The sequence below is a fragment of the Paeniglutamicibacter sp. ZC-3 genome (assembly GCF_025847175.2).
Classification (GTDB): domain Bacteria; phylum Actinomycetota; class Actinomycetes; order Actinomycetales; family Micrococcaceae; genus Paeniglutamicibacter; species Paeniglutamicibacter sulfureus.
In genome coordinates this window covers 24,248-42,061 of sequence record NZ_JAOYTG010000019.1, presented here as the reverse complement: position 1 = coordinate 42,061, position 17,814 = coordinate 24,248, and the positions used below count along the sequence as shown (strand labels likewise).

Here is a 17,814-nt window from a genome sequence, read left to right as displayed (position 1 = left end):
GAAGAGAGCCGCAATCGAAAGATTGCGGCTCTCTTCATTTCCGGCTCGACTGCCTATACGCCGGCCCTCAAGTATCCAGTGCCAGGAAAGCCACGGCTTCATCGACGGCAGCCAGCAGGACCGGTTCGCTCAGCGAGCGGAAATGCCCTGCAACTTGAAGCCTCACGTTCCTCGCACCGACAAGGGCACTGCCAACGGGAATGTGCGGATCAAATTCCGGATAAATGGAAACGATCCGGTCATTGACCTCTTCCTGCGCCTGGAGTGAGACAAGGACTGCGTTCGTTGGCGAAAAGTGGCGCAGCGTGCGCGAGAACAGGTATTTGGCATAGATAGAGCCGGCAAATGGCGTTCCAATGGCCACCAGACCCAGGATCTGGATCTCCGAGCCAGGTGCCGACTTCATATCGGTCTTCTGAGATAACAGCACGTCGAGCATTGCGTGCTTGCCCGTCAAGCCACCCTTGCTGTGGGCCAGCAAAAGGCACTCGTTGATCCCATGTTCCCGGTGAAGATCTGCGAGGCGCCGCCGCACGATCTGCGCGGACTCGGGCACCGGACGCTTGTTGATTCCCAATTCAGGGACAGTGAACACTCGGTACCCTGCCTTGTTGAGCCGCGAGGCTGCCGGCTCAAGAAAAAGCCAGGTTTCGTACACTCCGGGGAGCAACACAATGGCAGGAAGCGACGCGTCGCCGTTTCGGTACGAGGCGGGGCTTTCGCGGCGGACCAACGACATGAATTGCCGCCAACCGGCATATGCGTAATCCAATAGCCACCACCGTGCGCGCGACCAGCGGTTCATGGCTTCCCTTCACTGTCTTAGTTCCCCGGCTTGCGGTGAGGTCGGCGATCGGCGGGATGCCGCGGCATCCCTGGTTCCGCCACACACAATACCCAAGCCCGGCCATCGACATGCACGGATCCAGCGGGGAGTCGGCTCGGTCTCCGCTCGCCTAGTTCGGTATTTGCGCGACGATGCAGGTGGGGCTATCCAGTGCCAGCGAGTTCAGGTGCTTGAGTGGCAAGCCGTCTTCTGGACCCAATCCGAGGACCTCTATGGTGTTCGAGAGTTGGTTGGCCACCAATAGCGAGTTCCCTACCTGCAGATGATGTCTCGGCCACTCGCCCGCACACGGCACGGCTCCCAGGACGACGGGCCGTCCGCCTTTGAGCTCCAGCACGGAAATGGCCCGGGCTCCACGCACCCCTACGTATAGCTTGTTGGTGTGCCGGTCCAGGGATATCTCCGCGGGAAAGTGCTCGCCGGCGAGGATGCCGTCGCCCAGGGATTCGCGCGACACTTCCTGCCATTCACCCGCGGCGTTGATGGCCAGCGCAATGACCTGGGCGCTGTGTTCAGTGACCACGTAGATGAGCCCCGATGGATGCTCCACCAGGTGGCGCGGGCCGTCCCCCTTGCGCAAGGCGACTTGCCGGTGCAGCCGCAACTCCCCTCCCACCAGGTCCCACATCCGCAGTGAATCGTGGCCCAGGTCGGTGGTGACGATCTTGCCGGAGCGCAGCACCGTGCCTTGGTGAGCACGGGAGGCCCTCGGGTGGTGACCAGGGCTGGCAAAGGGGTCGGCCGATGCCGGCGCAATGGTGGGCTTGGCCAGCGAGCCGTCCGTTTTGATCGGGTAAGCCAGCACCCGCCCGTCACCGTAGCAGCTGGCAATCAACACGGTTCCGGCGCCGGCGACGGCCAAATGGCACACCATCGGACCGGCAGCCACGGGCTTGCCCAGGGGCTCAAGCTTGTCCTTGTCCAGGATTCGGTACGCGGCGATCTCGCCGCGGTGTTCCAGTGCCGCATACAGCACTGGAAGCTTCGGGTGGGTTGCCAGCCACGAAGGTGAATCAGCGGCGTGGGCCAGGCCGAGATCTGTGAGCAATCCGCGGCTGATCTCGATGGCCCGGATGCCCAGGCTCGTCCCGCCGCCGTCCGGGGAATAGCCGCCAACCCAAAATCTCTTGCCCATATCCCCATCTTCTCCCGCGTCCCTGTCCCTGCGGAGCCCGGTGGCCAAAAGATGCTTGATTGTGTCATTGGCCCACCCGTGGGAACGAGATTCGTGGCGAACCAGACACCCACGCTATTTGAACTGACCGGTCAGTTCAGTTTATGCTCTAATCGTGCTTATCGCCGATAGCCTGGCCATTGCCGGCCGCCACCTGCCCCTCCTGCATCCAACGAGCCTCGCCGTTGCGCGCGGCGAACTCCTGCTGGTCCAGGCGGTGCCCCAGCCGACCCGCACCGCACTTGCACTGGGCCTCAGTGCCCGCATGCGCCCCACCGAGGGAACGGTGAGCTGGTCGGGCAATTCCACCCTGGGCGCGGTACGGCGCATCAGCGCACTGGTTGATTCCCCGGAAATCAACGAACCCGAGGCACACCTCCGGGTGCGCGACCTCGTGGCCGAGGACCTTGCGCTGCAGCCCGGACCGATCTGGCGGCGAAGCGGGATCGATGCCTGGATCAGGAAACACCACATGGACGAGCTGGCCAATGAATGGCTCGACGCCATCGACCCGCTCGCACGCCTCGGATTACTGACCCATTTGGCGCTCGAGGACCGCGGCGTCGAGATGCTGGTCTTCGATTCCCCCGACCGCCATGGCATCCCCGAGGACGACTGGTTCCACTATCTGCAATCGGTGGCCACCGGGCGCCGTGCCCCGGCCGTGGTGGCGGTCGTCCAGCGCATCCCGGCGAATTGGGGCGGGTCGACGGCTAGGGCCGGCCGGGTGCAAGACAAGCTGGCGGTTGCTCCGGAACCCGCGGCGAACCTCGATACGGAAGACCAGGCGACCGCCGCACCCGGGGAGAGCCCCGGGGAGCCGGTCGCCGAGGCATCCCCAGTGACTGCCCGGGGCCTCGCCGATGACGCCGATGCCGCGGCACCCACCTCGCATTTGACCGCACCGAAGGAAGAATCATGACCACGTTGCGCCTGGCCCTTTCCGAACTCAAGCGCATGACCTCCGGGCGCCTGCCGCGGATTGCCATCATCGCCATGTGCCTGGTCCCGTTGCTCTATGGCGCCCTGTACCTCTACGCGAACTGGGACCCGTACGCACACCTGCACAACGTCAAGGCGGCCATCGTCAACCTCGACACCGGTTCCGCGCAGGACGGCAAGGAGCTGAAGGTCGGCGACGACGTCACCGCCGAACTGCTTGAGGACGGGAGCTTTGGCTGGAGCGTGGTCGATTCCGAGGCCGAGGCGGATGCGGGGGTCGCGGCCGGCGACTACGCCTTCGCCATGACGATCCCCCAGGACTTCTCCGCCAACCTCGCCTCCCCCGGCGATTTCGAGAAGGCCAAGCAGGGCATCCTGAAGATCACCACCAATGACGCCAACAACTACATGGTCGGCACCTTCGCCGACAAGCTCGCCGGGCAGGTCCACAACACCGTGGCCAAGGAGGTCGGCACCCAGACCGCCGATGCCCTGCTGACCGGCTTCTCGGACATCCACACCTCCATGGCCAAGGCCGCCGACGGCGCCGGCGAACTGCACACCGGCACCGTGAAACTCTCCGCTGGGGTCACTTCCCTGGCCGATGGCACGAAAACACTAGGCAACGGGGCGACCAAGCTCGACTCCGGTGCAGGAGATCTGGCGGACGGGGCCGATACCCTGCACGATGGCACCGGTTCGCTGGTGGCAGGGCAAAGGAAGCTGGACAACGGCGCGGACAAGCTTGCCGACGGTGCCGGAACCCTGGCCGCGGGCACCAAGGACCTCGACGACGGGCTTGGGGAACTGAAGGCCAAGACCTCCTCGCTTCCTGCCAAGACGGCGCAGCTCGATGACGGGGCGCAAAAGGCCGCCGACGCCTCCAAGAAGCTTTCCTCCGGCGCCGCCCAGGTCGCTGCCGGCAACAAAGCCCTGGATGACAAGGTCGCCCAGGCGGCCGAGACGCTCACGGCCTTGGAGAAGGATGCCGAGAGCCGCATTGATTCGGCCACCGAAACGCTGTTTACCCGGCTGGACACCCTGGTCGAGGCCGGGGTCTTGACCCCCGAACAGGCAGAGACCGTGCGCAAGGACGTCACGGACGCGGCGGCCTCCAGCGGCGTGGCCGGCCAGGTCGCCGACACCAAGAAGCAGCTGACCACCGCCCGGTCGCAGATCTCCGCGCTCGCCGACGGGTCCGCCCATGTCGCCGCCGGCGCGAAGGAACTCTCCGGAGGACTGTCCACGCTCGCTGACGGAACCCATCAGCTGGCCGGGGCCATGCCTGCCTTGAAGACGGGCATTTCCGATGCCGCGGCCGGCGCGTCCAAGCTCAACGGCGGTGCCCAGCTCCTCGCCGACGGGGCCGGCACCCTGGCCGAGGGACAACACGATGCACTGGCCGGGGCGAAGAAGCTCGACTCCGGGGCCGGTGCGCTGGCCGAGGGTGCCGACACCCTGCACGAGGGAACCGGCGTGCTGGCCTCGGGCGCGAAGAAACTGGGCACCGGCGTGGGCGAGCTGGGCGACGGCGCCACCGAACTGCGCGACGGCTCCGGGGAACTGTCCACCAAGCTGGCCGACGGAACCTCCGAGGTGCCCAACCCGGACGCCTCCTCACGGGAACAGGTCTCCTCGGTCATCGGGGACCCGGTGGACATCAAGCGCACCGACCAGGCCAAGGCCGGGGTCTACGGCGAGGGGCTCGCCCCGTTCTTCATGACCTTGGCCATCTGGATCGGCGCGTTCATCCTGGTGCAGATCATGCGCCCGATCACCAAGCGCGCGCTGGCCTCCAACGCCGCGAACTGGAAGATCGCGATCGGTGGCTGGCTGCCGTTCCTGGGCATCTCGATGCTCCAGGGCACCATCCTCTACGCCGTGGTGCTCTACGGGTTGGGGCTGGACACCGCCCACCCGTGGATGACCTGGGGGTTGTTCCTGCTGGCTTCCATGGCCTTCACCGCCATCATCCAGGGCATCTGCGCGTTAGCCGGCACCCCGGGCAAGATGGTGGTGCTGGTGCTCATGGTGCTGCAACTGGTCTCCTCCGGGGGCACCTTCCCCTGGGAAACCACCCCCGAGGCACTGCACGTGGCACACCGCTGGCTGCCCATGGGCCACGTGGTCACGGGCCTGCGCCACCTGATGTACGGGGCCGACCTCTCGGTGCTCGGACCCATCGTCGCGGGGCTGGTCGGCTACACCGTGCTGGGCCTGGTGGCCAGCACCGTGGCGGTACGATTGCACAAGACCTGGTCCCTGAAAACACTGCATCCGGAGCTAAGCGCATGAGCCAGAACACCACGCCCCGGCCCCGGGTGCGCGCGACCGACTCCAAGCACCGGCTGTTCACCGCCTCCATGGAATTGATCGGCGCCCGCGGGCACCAGCAGGTGAGCGTGGATGAGATCGCCAAGGCCGCGGGAGTCTCCAAGGGCACCGTCTACTACAACTTCGGGTCCAAGAACGAGCTTATTGGCGAGCTGCTGAACTACGGCATTGCCATCCTGTTCGAACGCCTCGAGCCCGGCACCACTCACGCGGACCCGGACGCCGGGTTGCGGCTGATGGTTGCCGAGGCCCTGGAATTCATTGCCGAATACCCTGCCTTCTCGCAGCTTTGGATTTCCGAGCAATGGCAGTCCGACAGCCAATGGGCAGGGGCGCTGGCACAGATGCGCAACGACGTCATCGGGATGGTCCGCACGGCCCTGTCCCGCCTGGCCGACGCGGCCCCGGCCGGGCATCCGGTGCCCGACCTTGACGCGCTGGCCACCGCGTTGTTCGGGGCCACGCTCATCCTGGGCCGGGACCGCCAGGTCTTCCACCCGGAGCGGAGCATCGAGGAATGCGTCGGGGCAGCGATGGCCTTCACCGCTCCCCTGCGCTGATTCCCCGGCCGGTCCTCGATCAGTCCGCCGGGCCGTCCAGGTCCCACGGGCGGTATCCCGCGCACCACTCGGAGTCGGAGCACACGATCACCACGCCACGGTACCCGTCGAGCATTTGTTCGAGCTGCCCGCGGGCGGCTGAGTCCAGGTGGCCGTCGATCTCGTTGAGCAACAGCAACGGCGGGGAGCCGAGCATGGCCCGGGCGACCATGAGTCCCGCGCGCTGCGTGGCATCAAGCGGCGCCCCGCCGCGGCGCAGGTGCGTGTCCTGGCCGTGCTCCAGCGATGCCGCGTCCAGTCCCAGACGCGCAGCCAGCGCCAGCGCCTTGGCCGGATCGGCGTCGGGTCGGCGGTAGCGCAGGGCACGCAGCAAGGTGCCGCGCTCGGGCACCATCGAGGCGAAGGCCGCACCAATGAGCCGGCGCCGCTTCTTTTCATTCACCGACCCGGGAATCACGCCGGCCACCACGTAGCACTGCCCGCGATGGGCAACATCGTCACCGAGGTCACCGAGGATCGGACCGGCCTGCGTGCGCGCGGTGGCCAGCACGCTGAACAGCTCTCCGCGCAACTTCGCGTCGGCTCCGGTCATCCGGATCCGTTCGCCGGGCTCGGCCCGCAGCTCCGGGACCGGCTTTCCGCCGATGTCCACGCCGTGCAGCCACAACCCCTCGACCCGCGAGGCCTGGATCTGCGCCGCGGCCCGCTGGGCCTTTTGGCGCAGCACCGGGCCCGCCGCCAGCGCGCTTTCCTCCCGCAACAGCGGGGCAATGATCCGGGACGCCGCCCGATAGTTCTGCCGGTATTCCACGATGCGTCCCCACTCGCCCACCGGGGCTGCACACAGCCCCAGCAGCGTCAGTGCGGTGGAGATGTGTCCGGCGTCCAGGGCCGCGTTGCGCGAAACCAGCACCACCACGGCGGTGGCCAGCAGGGGCATGCCCAGCGAACAGGCGCGCAGCACCGCCGCCAGCCGGGCCCGCGACACCGCGGCGTCCACGACCTTCTGGCCGCTGGATTCCACCCGGGACAGCTCGCGTGCCACTCCGCCGGCCGCGACCACGGCGGAGGAGGCTGCAACGGTGTCGGCAATGCGCGCGGCCAGGTTCCCGCGGTGCCGCCTCAGGGTCCGCGCCCGCTCGTAGGCGGGCTTCGCCAGCAACAGCAGGGCGCCGGCCAGCACCAGCACCGGCAGCCCGAGTGCCAGTGCCAGCACCGGATGAAGCATCCAGAGCCCGGCCATCGAAATGAGCACCAGCGGGATGCCGGCCAGCAGCGGGGCGATGCCCTGGGCCACCCAGTTCCGCACCGAGGAGAGGTCGTTGCTGGCCCGGGCCACGGTGATGCCCACCGAGGGGACCTTGGCGGCCAGCAGCGAGTGGGAGATCAGCGAGAGCCTCAGCTGGGCCACGTAGTGCTGCCCGAGCTTTTCGGCCAGCACCCGTTCCAGGTAGCGGCCGTAGCCCAGCACCAGGATCAGTGCCCCGATGCCCAGGGACATCGGCAGCACCGCGCCCCCGCCCACCAGTGCGCCAACCAGCAGGGCGATGGCGACCCCGAGCGCGCCGCAGCCGATGGCCAGGGCCAGCAGCGCGGCAAAGAGTCCGCGGCGTTTCCCGGTGACCAGCTTCGGCAGGCGCGCGGCCGGTTCGCGTTCGCTGGCGGCGGGCACGATGTCCAGCGGTTGCGTGGTTGGTCCGCGCTGCCCCTGCCTCAGGGCCTCGAGGCCGCTCACAGCGAGGCGGCGCGCACCGGGATCAGGGCGGTGGCGACCTCGGGGCGGCACAGGGCGTAGGTGTCGATGACCGGGACGTCGAGCCGGGAGGCGGCCTCGGCGGTCGCCAGCGGGGAGGCGGTGAGCAGGCCGGAGACCGCGGCAACCGGCACCGCCGCGTCCTGCAGCACGTCCAGCCCGGCCCGGGCACCCAGGGCGTCCTGGGCGGAGAACACCACGGTGTCCACGTAGGCGGCGAAGAGCGGGTCGCGCAGCAACCGGGAGGTCTCGCCCTGGTACAGGCCGTCGGCGATCTCGATGACGACCACATCGGCGCCGGAGGCGGCCTGTTCGTCGATCATCGCGGCCAGCAGGTCGCGGACCTGCTCGTAGGCGAGCTTGAAGGTGGTGGGGTAGCCGAAGTCGGTGAAGTCGCAGACCGGGAACGCGCCGGCGTCGATGAACAGGTTCGGGTCGTTGCCCGCCCCGGTGCCGGTGGCCTTGCCCGCGGCCACGTTGAGCCCGGCGTTGGACAGTCCGTTGACCAGGCAGCCCAAGGTGGTGGACTTGCCGGAGTTCATCGAGGTGCCCAGCACCGCGATGACCGGCGGGCGCACGGTGCCTACGGCGCGCAGCGCTGCCAGCGACGGGGTGCCGACCTGCAGCGGCGCGAAGTCGCGCAGGTTGACCACGCCGTTCTTGGTGGCCAGCAGGCCGATGGGCTCGATGGCCGTGGCGGCGTCGATCGAGGCGTGCATTTCGGTGACGTACCCGGCCAGGCCGCCGCCGGCCACCAGGTGGCAGGGCTCCAGGGAGTCCGGCACGTGCGCCAGGAACTGGTCCGGGGCGTAGCGGTTGCCGTAGGCGACCATGATTTCCTGGCCGACGAACATCAGCTGGCGGCGGGAGACCGGGGACTCGAGGCGGGTGTGCTTGCCGATCTCGGCGACGCGGGCGATGACCACGTCCCCGGGCTGCGGGGTGACATCCGCCCCGGCGACGAGGTGGAAGTCCTCGGCGTTCTTGGAGAACTCGGTGGCCACGAAGCGGGTGGTGTAGGCGGCGCGGATCTTCAGCGCGCGCTGTGCATCGAGTTTCAGGTGGCGCAGTCGGCCTTCGGCCGCCGCAAGGGCTGCGTTGGCTTCGAAGGTTTCGGTTTCAAGGCTGGGGCTGATGCTCATCTGCTGGGTTCCTTTTCAAGGGGCTCGGTGGCTTGCGTTGCTCCTAGTCAAAGCGGCTCAAATGAGCAAAGGGTGAACGGTCGATGAGGGCGTTCTCATAATCGCCTCACGCGTTCTCATGTTCACCGGTTCGGGGCCCGTGAACCCGGGGTTCCGGGCCCCGGAAAACTCTCATCCGTTTCCTCACGTGTGTTCGGCCACGGCGTCGTTTTCCGGCCTCTCCCGCGGCGCGGGCGCCGCTTCTGGCCTCGCCTTTCCAAACCGCAACGTCCCGACGGCAACCCCCAGCACCAGCACCGCGGCCCCGGCGATTTCCAGCGCATTGGGATACTCGTGGAGCACCAGGGCGGCGCTGCCCATCCCGATGGCGGGAATCAACAAGGTGTAGGGCACCACCTTGGCCGTGGGGTACTTGCCCAGCAGCGTATTCCAGATGCTGTACCCAACCAGCGAGGCCACCAATGCGGTGAAGGCAATACCCCACCACGTCTCCGGGCCCAGGGTGGCAAGCGCATCGCCCACGGCGGCGGGCCCGTCGAGCAGCAGCGAAAGGCCAAGCATCGGCAACGGGACCCAGAGCGCCGAGTGCACCACCAGCCCCAACCCGGAGGCGCCGGAGGCCGAACGCGAGATGACGTTTCCGACGCCCCAGGCGAAACCGGCGGCAATGCAGATCAGCAACGGCACCAGGACGCCGGCCAATGCTGCGCCCTCGGGCAGCGAGGCAACCCGGCCAAGGCCCACCACCACCAGCCCGGCAATGCCCAGGATGGAGCCGAGGACCTGCTTTCGCGTGGGGAATTCCCGCAGGAAAAGGGCGCCGAGCCCGATGGTGAAGAACATCTGTGCCTGCAGCGCCACCGGCGCCAGCCCGGCCGGCAGCCCCAGGTGCATGGCGGTAAAGAGCAGCCCGAACTGCCCGGCGCTCATGGCCAGCCCGATGCCGGCGACGACCTTCCAGCCGACCTTGGGCCGGGGAACGAAGAACACCAGCGGGAAGGCGACGGCGGCAAAGCGCAGGGCAACGAACACCAGCGGAAGCGTGTCGCGAAGCCCCAGGTCGATGAACAGGAAGTTCAGTCCCCAGAGCAGGGCGACCAACAGGGCCAGGAGGGTATCGCGGGGTCTCACGGGTCAGCGCGGGACCACGAAGTTGGTCACCCTCATGTCGCGGCCGTCGATCTCCGCCCAGGGCTTCTCGGTCTGCAGCACCGTCAGCCCCAGTGTCGGGTAGTCCATGGCCAGTTCGTAGACCGCTTCCTCGTCCGAGTCCACCGAAGCCAGGCGCATGGCCAGCTCCTGTAGCACCGGCTGGTGGCCAATGACCATGAGCGTGGTCACGGTTTCGGGGGTCTCGTTGATGATGGCGCACAGCCTGGTGCTCGAGGCGCCGTAGATCCGCGAGTCCAGGTAGGGCGTGGGCGCCTTCTCTCCCAGTTCGCTGATCACCCACGCGCAGGTGGCGCGGGTCCGCTGGGCGTCGGAGAGCATGATGAAGTCGGGGACCACGTCGTTCTCGCGCAGCCAGGCCCCGGTTGCCGGCGCCTCGCGGTTTCCGCGGGCACCCAGAGGACGGTCGTGGTCACTGACCCCCAGCGGGTAGTCGCTCTTGGCGTGGCGCAGCAAGACGAGACGCTTCAGATGGTGTTCGCTCATGCATCCAAGCTTAGGGCGCACGGGGGCCGCAGGCCTCCACTGGACTTAAGCAACTGTGGGGGCGCCGGCATCCGTGGATACCCGCGCCCCCCGCAGGGAACAAGAAATGAACTTAGATGGTGTATTCCGGGGCCGCCCAGACGACGACCTCCGGGTGCTCGTAGAAGCGGTAGCCCTGGCCGCGCACGGTGCGCACTGTGTTGGCCAGGCGGCCCAGCTTGGAGCGCAGGCGACGGATGTGCACGTCGATGGTGCGCTCGTTGGGCACCTCTTCGGCGTTGCGCCACAGGTTGGTGAGCAGCTCGTCGCGGCCCACTGTACGGGTGCCGTTTTCCACCAGGTAGTTCAGCAGCTCGAATTCCTTGAACGTCAGGTTCAGGGTCTCGCCGTCCAGGTGCACCTCGCGGCGCGACAGGTCGATCAGCACGCCGGAGGGGCGCGGCGCTGCCGGGCGGGAATCCACGCGCGGGCGGCGGTTGACCGTGGGATCCCCCAGGGCCTGGCGCACCACGTCGATGTTCTCGCCCTGTGCGCTGGTCGGGGCCAGTGCGACGGCCGCGTGGGTCTGTGCTTCGGGAGAGAGCGTGGCCAGGAAGGCGCGGACCTGCGTGGCAAGCTTGCCCAGCGAGGTTCCCTGCGCCTGTGCCACCGATTCGTCCAAGCCGACGTAGAGCACAAACCCGCGGGCAGTGGTATCCGTGGATACCGGCTGTGGTCCCGGGGTGCCGCTGGGGGCTACAACCGGAGTCGGGGCTGTCATCGGGCGAGGCTCTTGCGCCGCGGGCACGGCATGGAGTTGGCGATAGCCGGCCGGGGCATAGCCGCCGGGAGCAGTGCTGCGCTGCGCTGCGGCGGCGCGGGACTGGGCGTTGCGGATTGAGACATGGACGTATCCGGACGTTACCGACATGCTTTACCTCTAACTCGTGTGAATGCCACGGAATGGCGCGAATGCTTAGGTGCTCCGCTTACCTCGCCGGTGCGAAGCAATGGGAGCGATGCGAGTGTCACTGAGCGCCGAAGGGTTCCGGTCGCTCAGCTGGGCATTCGACAACAACACTGGCGACAAGTCATCGCCATGCCTCCGAAGAGGCCCTGAGGTGTTGTTGCTGCGCTATTCACAATTTCTAGTTTCCTCGTAATATTCGGAACCCGCAAGTAACAAACTGGGATTGCGTCCACGATGTGAGACATCGAGCGCTTAACGTGTCGATCATCACATTGTGCAGATTTGCGCAATGCAGACTCTCCGATCGACGTTATGCGCCATCTTTTCCGCACCACCGGTCAATGTGATCAATCGGCAGTCCCGCGGCGTTTGGAATCCCTGACCTACACCCGGACCGGGTCTCAGGCAATGAACCTGCGGGTGCCGTTGGCCCCCGCGCCAGGATGCCGCCAACTGCAGGCCTTAGGCTGGAACCACCAGGCCTCACAGCGCGCACACAGCCGGGCCACAGGGCCGGCCTAAACCTCGGATGGAGAGTTAAAGACATGCCAGATTCCCGCTTTTCACCCACGCAACTGCCCCGCCTGACCCACCCGGACGGTACCGCCATCCGGGTACTTGTTGTCGACGACGAGCCCTCGCTGGCCGAGCTGGTCTCCATGGGCACCCGGATGCTGGGTTGGGAAGCCACCGTGGCCCACGACGGGCCCTCCGCGGTGGAGGCAGCCCGCAAATCGGTCCCGGATGTCCTGGTGCTGGACTGGATGCTGCCCGGATTCGAGGGCCCGGAGGTGCTGCGCAAGGTCCGTACCTTCCTGCCCGAGGTCCCTGTCCTCTTCCTGACCGCCAAGGACGCGGTCGAGGACAGGATCGAGGGCCTGGGCATTGGTGCCGACGACTATGTGGCCAAGCCCTTCAGCCTCGAAGAGGTGTTGCTGCGCCTGCACAAGCTTGTCGAGCGTTCGGGCGCCACCGCGGCTGACGGCGCGGAACTGGTCGTGGGAGACCTGGTGCTGAACTCCGACTCCCACGACGTCACGCGTGCCGGGGTCCCCATCAGCCTCACCGCGACCGAGTTCGACCTGCTCTCCTACCTGATGGTCAACGCCCGCAGGGTCGTCTCGAAGTCCCAGATCCTCGACAATGTCTGGCACTACGACTTCGGTGGCCAAGCCAACATTGTCGAACTCTACGTTTCCTACCTGCGCAAAAAGATCGAAGCCGATGGTCCGGCCATGATTCACACGGTGCGTGGAGCCGGATACATGCTCAAGCCGGCATCATGACCCAACCTGCACGGCCCTCCCCACCCTCCGGCGCACCGGAACCCCGGCCCACCGAGGCGCTCTCGATGCAGGCCGCGAACAACGATGGCAAGGAAGCCACCTTTCCCGGCGGGAACCCTCCCGAAAAGGACCCTCTGCATCTCGGGCTGCGACACCGCCTTGGCCACCTCCCCCTGCAGCGCAAGTTGCTGCTCGCCCTGATTGGCTCCCTGGCATTGATCTGCACCGTCATTGGCCTGTTGCTCAATGCCGGAATGCGCCAGTCCCTTACGGCCCAACTGCACGAACAATTGGAGTTCGCCGCCGACCGCGCCGCCAGCTATTCAGCGCAAAATGGTCGCAAGCCATCCACCGAATCGCCCTTTGCCCCGGGGCAGGCATCCGGAACCCTCAATGCCAAGATCGTTTCCGGTTACTTGTTTTCCGGTGCCGTGCTCGATTCGAAGACCGGCGAGCGCAAGGACATCACCGACACCGATGTGCAGCCCCTGACCTCGGTTGAGATCGATGCACCCCCGGTCGTCCACCACCTGAGCATCGGCGACTACATGCTCTCGGCCCAGCACGATCCCGGTTCCGGCGGAGTCCTGATCACCGGCCTGCCCATGGCGCCCACCGAGCGGACCCTGGCTTCCCTGGGCATCCTGACCGTGACGATCTCCTTGGCCGGGCTGATTGCCATCGGGCTTATCGGCTCGATGATCATTCGCCGTTCCCTGGCTCCGCTGCAGCGAGTCTCGGCCGTGGCGTCATCCGTGGCCAACGCCGAACTCGAATCGGGCACCGCCGCCCTGGAGGCACGGGTGGCCCCGGAGGACTCCATTCCGGGCACCGAATCCGGGGAGGTTGGCAGGGCTCTCAATGCCTTGCTCGACAATGTGGGCGCCGCCTTCGCTGTGCGTGAGGCCTCGGAGGCACAGATGCGCCAGTTCGTGGCCGATGCCTCCCACGAGCTGCGCACCCCGCTGTCGGCCATCCGCGGGTACACCGAGTTGATCAGCGCCACCGAGCATTTCTCCGACGACGGGCAACGCTCGCTGAAGCGGGTGCTGGAACAGAGCACCCGGATGAGTTCCCTGGTGGAAAACCTGCTGTTGCTGGCCCGGCTCGATGAGAAGCACCAGGTCAAGAAGGCGCCGGTCGATCTGGGCAAGCTGGCCGCCGAAATCACCGAGGATTTCGCCATTACGGCTCCCGCCCATCATTGGACCCCCCGGATCCCCGCAACACCGCTGGTGGTTTCGGGCGATGCTTCGGCTCTGCGCCGGGTCATCACCAACCTGCTGGGCAACGCCCGAAAGCACACCTTGGAAGGCAACAACGTCACCGTCGAGGTCCGCCGCGACGCCGCCACGCACGAGGCGGTGCTGCGGGTCAGCGACACCGGAGAAGGCATTGCCCCGGACTTCCTGCCGCTGGTGTTCAAGCGCTTCACCCGCGCGGATGCCGCACGCTCCGGCGCGGACGGAACCACCGGGTTGGGACTGCCCATCGCCAAGGCCATCGTCGAATCCCACGACGGGACCATCACGGTCTCCTCCGTTCCCGGAAACACCGTCTTCGAGGTGCGCCTGCCGCTGCCGCCCGCGGTGCCGCCCAAGCCCTCCACCCCGCCGAAGGCGACCAAGGCCTGAGTCCGGGCACCGTCCCCAAGGCATGAAAAAGGCGTCCGGCCGGCACGGGAATTTGTTTCCCCTGCCGGCCGGACGCCGCTGATGCGGTTGCTAGTGTGCCACGCCGTAGAGGCGGTCGCCCGCATCGCCCAGGCCGGGAACGATGTAGGCGTTCTCATCGAGCTTCTCGTCCAGGGCGCCCAGCACCAGATGGACCTTCTCGTTGTCGCCGTAGGCCTCCTCGAGACGAGCCAGGCCCTCGGGGGCGGCGATCAGGCAGATGCAGGTGACATCCGCGGCTCCGCGGTCAAAGAGGAACTTGATCGATTCGATCAGCGTGCCGCCGGTGGCCAGCATCGGATCGAGCACGAACACCTGGCGTCCGGTCAAATCGGAGGGAAGTCGCTCGGCGTAGGTGATGATGTCGAGGGTTTCCTCGTTGCGGGCCATGCCCAGGAAGCCGACCTCGGCGGTGGGAACCAAGCGGGTCATGCCCTCGAGCATGCCCAGGCCGGCGCGCAGGATCGGCACCACCAACGGGGTCGGCTTGGCGAAGGCGATGCCGGTGGTCGTGGCCACCGGGGTCTGAACCTGGACCTCGACGGTCTTGACCTCGCGCGTTGCCTCGTAGGCCAGCAGGGTCACCAGCTCGTCGGTCAGCTGCCGGAAGACCGGCGACGGGGTGTTCTTGTCCCGAAGGACCGATACCTTGTGGGCCACCAATGGGTGGTCGATTACCTGTACGCGCATGCACCAAAATCTACCAGCCAAACGGGCACGTTCCCCGGCTTTCGCTTTCCGGCTTCGGGTGATTCCCGCCATTGACCGGCCTTTGGGCCGCGAGGAGAATGGGCCACAGACCGGGCCGGTCTCGACCTGGACACAACACGAAGCTGGCACCATGGACATCACCCACCCGCTTCCGGCATCCGCACTGCGGTCGCTGTCGGCGTCACTGCACGGGCTGCTCTTCACCGCCGCCGACCCCGAATACGGCGAGGTCCGCACCGTCTGGAACGCCATGATCGACAGGCACCCCATGCTGGTGGTCGGCGCCGCCGACGTCGCGGACGTGTCTCTCGCGCTGGCCTTCTCCCGTGAGCACGGGTTGCCGTTGGCGATTCGTTCCGGCGGGCACAACGTGGCGGGGTTCGGCACCGTCGAGCACGGCCTGGTGCTCGATATGCGTGCCCTGAACACCGTGCACGTGGATGCCGCGGAGCAACGGGTGAGGGTCGGCGGAGGGGCACTGCTGGGTGAACTCGACCGCGCTACCAGCGCCCACGGGCTGGCGGTTCCCGTCGGGGTCGTCTCCAAGACCGGGGTGGCCGGGCTGTGTCTGGGCGGCGGCTTTGGCTGGCTCACCCGGCCCTTCGGACTGACCGCTGACAACCTCACGGCGGCGGACCTTGTCACCCCCGAGGGCGAGTTGGTCCACACCGACGCCACCACCAACCCCGACCTGCTCTGGGGTCTCACCGGAGGCGGCGGAAACTTCGGGGTCGTCACCGAGTTCACGTTCAAGGCCCACCCGCTGCCGGAAACCCTCTACGCCGGGAACCTGATCTACCGTCCAAAACAGTGGAAGCATGCCCTGCGCGCCGTGCGCGACTGGGCCGCCGGGCTCCCGGACCAGATGACGGTCATCGTCACGGCCATGGTGCCGCCGCCCGAGTGGGAGCTGGGCAACAGCAGCGTGCTCATCGTCGGATTCCTCTGGGCGGATCCGGATCATGCGGCCGGAGCCGCCTGCGTCGAGAAATTCCTCGCGGCTGCGCCCACCGAGGAGCAGGACATCTCCCCCGTTTCATGGCCCGACTGGCAGTCCGTGGTGGACGAGATGTTCCCCAAGGGCGTGCGCGCCTACTGGAAGAACTCGGCACTGGATGACCTTTCGGACGAGGCCATCAACGTATTCACCGCCCGGGCGCGGCAACTCGACTGGCCGGGCATGGGCTTCGACATCCACGTCATGGGTGGCGCCATGGGACGGATTCGCCCTGAAGCAACGGCATTCGGGGACCGGAGCTCCCCCTTCTGGCTCAACATCTACGGGTTCTGGAACGGGAAGGAACGCGACGACCATCATGTGGCTTTCATCCGCGGCTTCCACCATGAGATGCAACCCTTCGCGCACGGCGGGGAGTACGTGAATTTCTCCAGCAGCGATGAGCACGTGCCAGGTGGCTTCGATCTACTCGGCCTCTACGGTGCCGAAAAGCTCGCCAGACTCACGGCGCTCAAACACCGCTACGACCCGCACAACAGGCTTCGCCTCAACCACAACATCGTCCTGCCGAACGCCGGCTAGCCATGAGTTCGGGCAGCTGGTCGGCCGACCTCCGGCGCAGGCAGGCAGCGGAGGCGCCTGCACCGGAACTAGACTTGGCCGGGTGAATCCTGAACAGCCCAGCCACCGCGACCTCATGGGCCTGGCCCTGGACGAGGCCCGTGCCGCCCTGGCCACCGGCGACGTTCCCATCGGCGCGGTGGTCATTGGCCCCGATTCAAAGGTGCTGGCCACCGGTCGCAACGAGCGCGAGGCGCATGGGGATCCCACGGCCCACGCAGAGCTCGTGGCCATCCGTGCCGCGGCCCAGGCGTTGCGCGACACCGGGGCCGGGGATGGGTGGCGGCTGGAGGACTGCACCCTGGTGGTCACCCTCGAGCCCTGCGCCATGTGTGCCGGGGCCATAGTGCTCGCGCGCATCCCGAAGGTCGTCTTTGGCGCCTGGGACGAGAAGGCAGGCGCCGTCGGATCGGTGTTCGACATCCTGCGCGAGCCGCGACTGAACCACTGGGTCGAGGTCTACCCCGGGGTCCGCGAGGAAGAATGCGGACGCCTGCTTACCGACTTTTTCCGGGCCAAGCGCTAGCCCCACGCTCATTTCAGGATTGCTGGTCCCTGACTCCGGCAACTTCCACAGCGAGATACCTGAACTGCCCTATTCCTTCGACCGGTGGGGCATAATCGTTCCACCGTAGTTCGTAGCTTCCTTGCAGGGTAAGCGCGTTATTGTGCTCCCGCTGGCCCGCCCACGAGAGAGCTTTCTGGAGCGTTGTCCCTTCATGCAACCGGAAATCTCGGTCTTGGCGTTCATGGCTGGCCCTCGTCGGTTCGTTCCACAGCGCGGGAACGTTCGAAACCAGCAACGCCAGACCGTTGCTCCACCGTGGGTCCTTGCAAAAGCTCTCGAGCCGGAAAATGTCATTGACGAATCCATGACGCAACACATCATCTGCACCTTGCTGGCGATGGACGAACTCGTCGCCCCAACGATCTTTCCCTCGGCCGGACCCGGGATGGAATTTAAACTCAATCGCGGTTCTGCCAGACGACGTTGAGCACGACATGTCAAGAACCCGCCTGACGGGTGCGATGCCCTGTTGTCGTATTTCGGCGCGCACCTGGACCTGTGGATCAATCTCCCAGATAGCTCGCCCAAAGGCATGCTGTAAGTCGCCTTCCGAATGCAGGACTGCCCGATCTTCTGCCAAACGGTTCATGACCGACCTCAACGGAATTTTCCCGGCAATCAACATACTCAAGCTCCTGTC

16 protein-coding genes are annotated in these 17,814 nt (G+C 66.6%); 7 read left to right on the top strand and 9 right to left on the bottom strand.

Annotated features, from left to right (window positions below; translation table 11 throughout):
- Positions 1-67: 67 nt before the first annotated feature.
- Together OIU93_RS16625 and OIU93_RS16620 are read right to left on the bottom strand one after the other, a co-directional pair.
- Positions 68-805: a triacylglycerol lipase gene (locus tag OIU93_RS16625; protein ID WP_264271179.1), complete on the bottom strand. Its 738-nt coding sequence runs from the start codon at positions 803-805 to the stop codon at positions 68-70.
- A 151-nt stretch (positions 806-956) separates the two neighbouring features.
- Positions 957-1,982 carry a lactonase family protein gene (locus OIU93_RS16620; protein WP_264271178.1) on the bottom strand — a complete coding sequence of 342 codons (1,026 nt, stop codon included), beginning with the start codon at positions 1,980-1,982 and terminating at the stop codon, positions 957-959.
- Between the two features lie 154 nt (positions 1,983-2,136).
- Here OIU93_RS16620 and OIU93_RS16615 point away from each other — a divergent pair, with 154 nt between their 5' ends.
- Genes OIU93_RS16615 through OIU93_RS16605 form a run of 3 tightly spaced genes read left to right on the top strand, consistent with a single transcriptional unit; the run spans position 2,137 to position 5,857 of the window.
- Positions 2,137-2,943 carry an ABC transporter ATP-binding protein gene (locus tag OIU93_RS16615; RefSeq protein ID WP_264271177.1) on the top strand — a complete coding sequence of 269 codons (807 nt, stop codon included), beginning with the start codon at positions 2,137-2,139 and terminating at the stop codon, positions 2,941-2,943.
- The gene (locus OIU93_RS16610) at positions 2,940-5,258 is read left to right on the top strand and encodes a YhgE/Pip domain-containing protein (RefSeq protein ID WP_264271176.1); all 2,319 of its coding nucleotides are present in this window, start codon (positions 2,940-2,942) and stop codon (positions 5,256-5,258) included. The genes OIU93_RS16615 and OIU93_RS16610 overlap by 4 nt, the downstream gene beginning before the upstream one ends.
- Positions 5,255-5,857, top strand: coding sequence for a TetR/AcrR family transcriptional regulator (locus tag OIU93_RS16605; protein WP_264271175.1), 603 nt, complete (start codon positions 5,255-5,257; stop codon positions 5,855-5,857). The genes OIU93_RS16610 and OIU93_RS16605 overlap by 4 nt, the downstream gene beginning before the upstream one ends.
- 19 nt (positions 5,858-5,876) lie before the next feature.
- Here OIU93_RS16605 and OIU93_RS16600 read toward each other — a convergent pair whose 3' ends face one another.
- The 5 genes from OIU93_RS16600 to OIU93_RS16580 form a co-directional block, all read right to left on the bottom strand.
- A complete protein-coding gene (locus tag OIU93_RS16600) occupies positions 5,877-7,592 on the bottom strand; it encodes an ABC transporter ATP-binding protein (protein ID WP_264271174.1) in 1,716 nt (571 codons plus the stop codon).
- Complete coding sequence (locus OIU93_RS16595) at positions 7,589-8,752, bottom strand: DUF1611 domain-containing protein (RefSeq protein ID WP_264271173.1); 1,164 nt, start codon at positions 8,750-8,752, stop codon at positions 7,589-7,591. Before OIU93_RS16595 ends, OIU93_RS16600 begins: the two co-directional genes overlap by 4 nt.
- A gap of 183 nt (positions 8,753-8,935) precedes the next feature.
- Positions 8,936-9,883 carry an EamA family transporter gene (locus OIU93_RS16590; RefSeq protein WP_264271172.1) on the bottom strand — a complete coding sequence of 316 codons (948 nt, stop codon included), beginning with the start codon at positions 9,881-9,883 and terminating at the stop codon, positions 8,936-8,938.
- Positions 9,884-9,886: 3 nt separating this feature from the next.
- Positions 9,887-10,408 (bottom strand): histidine phosphatase family protein, encoded by a 522-nt coding sequence (locus OIU93_RS16585; protein WP_264271171.1) that lies wholly within the window; start codon positions 10,406-10,408, stop codon positions 9,887-9,889.
- Positions 10,409-10,520: 112 nt separating this feature from the next.
- Positions 10,521-11,318, bottom strand: a complete 798-nt coding sequence (locus tag OIU93_RS16580; RefSeq protein ID WP_264271170.1) for a winged helix-turn-helix domain-containing protein — start codon at positions 11,316-11,318, stop codon at positions 10,521-10,523.
- A gap of 584 nt (positions 11,319-11,902) precedes the next feature.
- Between OIU93_RS16580 and OIU93_RS16575 the strand changes: the two genes are divergently transcribed.
- Both OIU93_RS16575 and OIU93_RS16570 read left to right on the top strand, forming a co-directional pair.
- Positions 11,903-12,643 carry a response regulator transcription factor gene (locus tag OIU93_RS16575; RefSeq protein ID WP_264271169.1) on the top strand — a complete coding sequence of 247 codons (741 nt, stop codon included), beginning with the start codon at positions 11,903-11,905 and terminating at the stop codon, positions 12,641-12,643.
- On the top strand, positions 12,640-14,277 hold the full coding sequence (locus OIU93_RS16570) for a cell wall metabolism sensor histidine kinase WalK (RefSeq protein ID WP_264271168.1): 1,638 nt from the start codon (positions 12,640-12,642) through the stop codon (positions 14,275-14,277). Before OIU93_RS16575 ends, OIU93_RS16570 begins: the two co-directional genes overlap by 4 nt.
- Before the next feature lie 90 nt (positions 14,278-14,367).
- Here the strand turns inward: OIU93_RS16570 and upp are convergent, their stop codons facing one another.
- Positions 14,368-15,006, bottom strand: a complete 639-nt coding sequence (upp, locus tag OIU93_RS16565; RefSeq protein ID WP_264271167.1) for a uracil phosphoribosyltransferase — start codon at positions 15,004-15,006, stop codon at positions 14,368-14,370.
- Between the two features lie 151 nt (positions 15,007-15,157).
- On the opposite strand from upp, the gene OIU93_RS16560 reads away from it, so the two are divergent.
- Both OIU93_RS16560 and OIU93_RS16555 read left to right on the top strand, forming a co-directional pair.
- Complete coding sequence (locus OIU93_RS16560; protein WP_264271166.1) at positions 15,158-16,567, top strand: FAD-binding oxidoreductase; 1,410 nt, start codon at positions 15,158-15,160, stop codon at positions 16,565-16,567.
- A gap of 82 nt (positions 16,568-16,649) precedes the next feature.
- Positions 16,650-17,132 (top strand): nucleoside deaminase, encoded by a 483-nt coding sequence (locus OIU93_RS16555; RefSeq protein ID WP_264271165.1) that lies wholly within the window; start codon positions 16,650-16,652, stop codon positions 17,130-17,132.
- Between the two features lie 13 nt (positions 17,133-17,145).
- Here the strand turns inward: OIU93_RS16555 and OIU93_RS16550 are convergent, their stop codons facing one another.
- Positions 17,146-17,799 carry a hypothetical protein gene (locus OIU93_RS16550; RefSeq protein WP_264271164.1) on the bottom strand — a complete coding sequence of 218 codons (654 nt, stop codon included), beginning with the start codon at positions 17,797-17,799 and terminating at the stop codon, positions 17,146-17,148.
- Positions 17,800-17,814 lie beyond the last annotated feature (15 nt).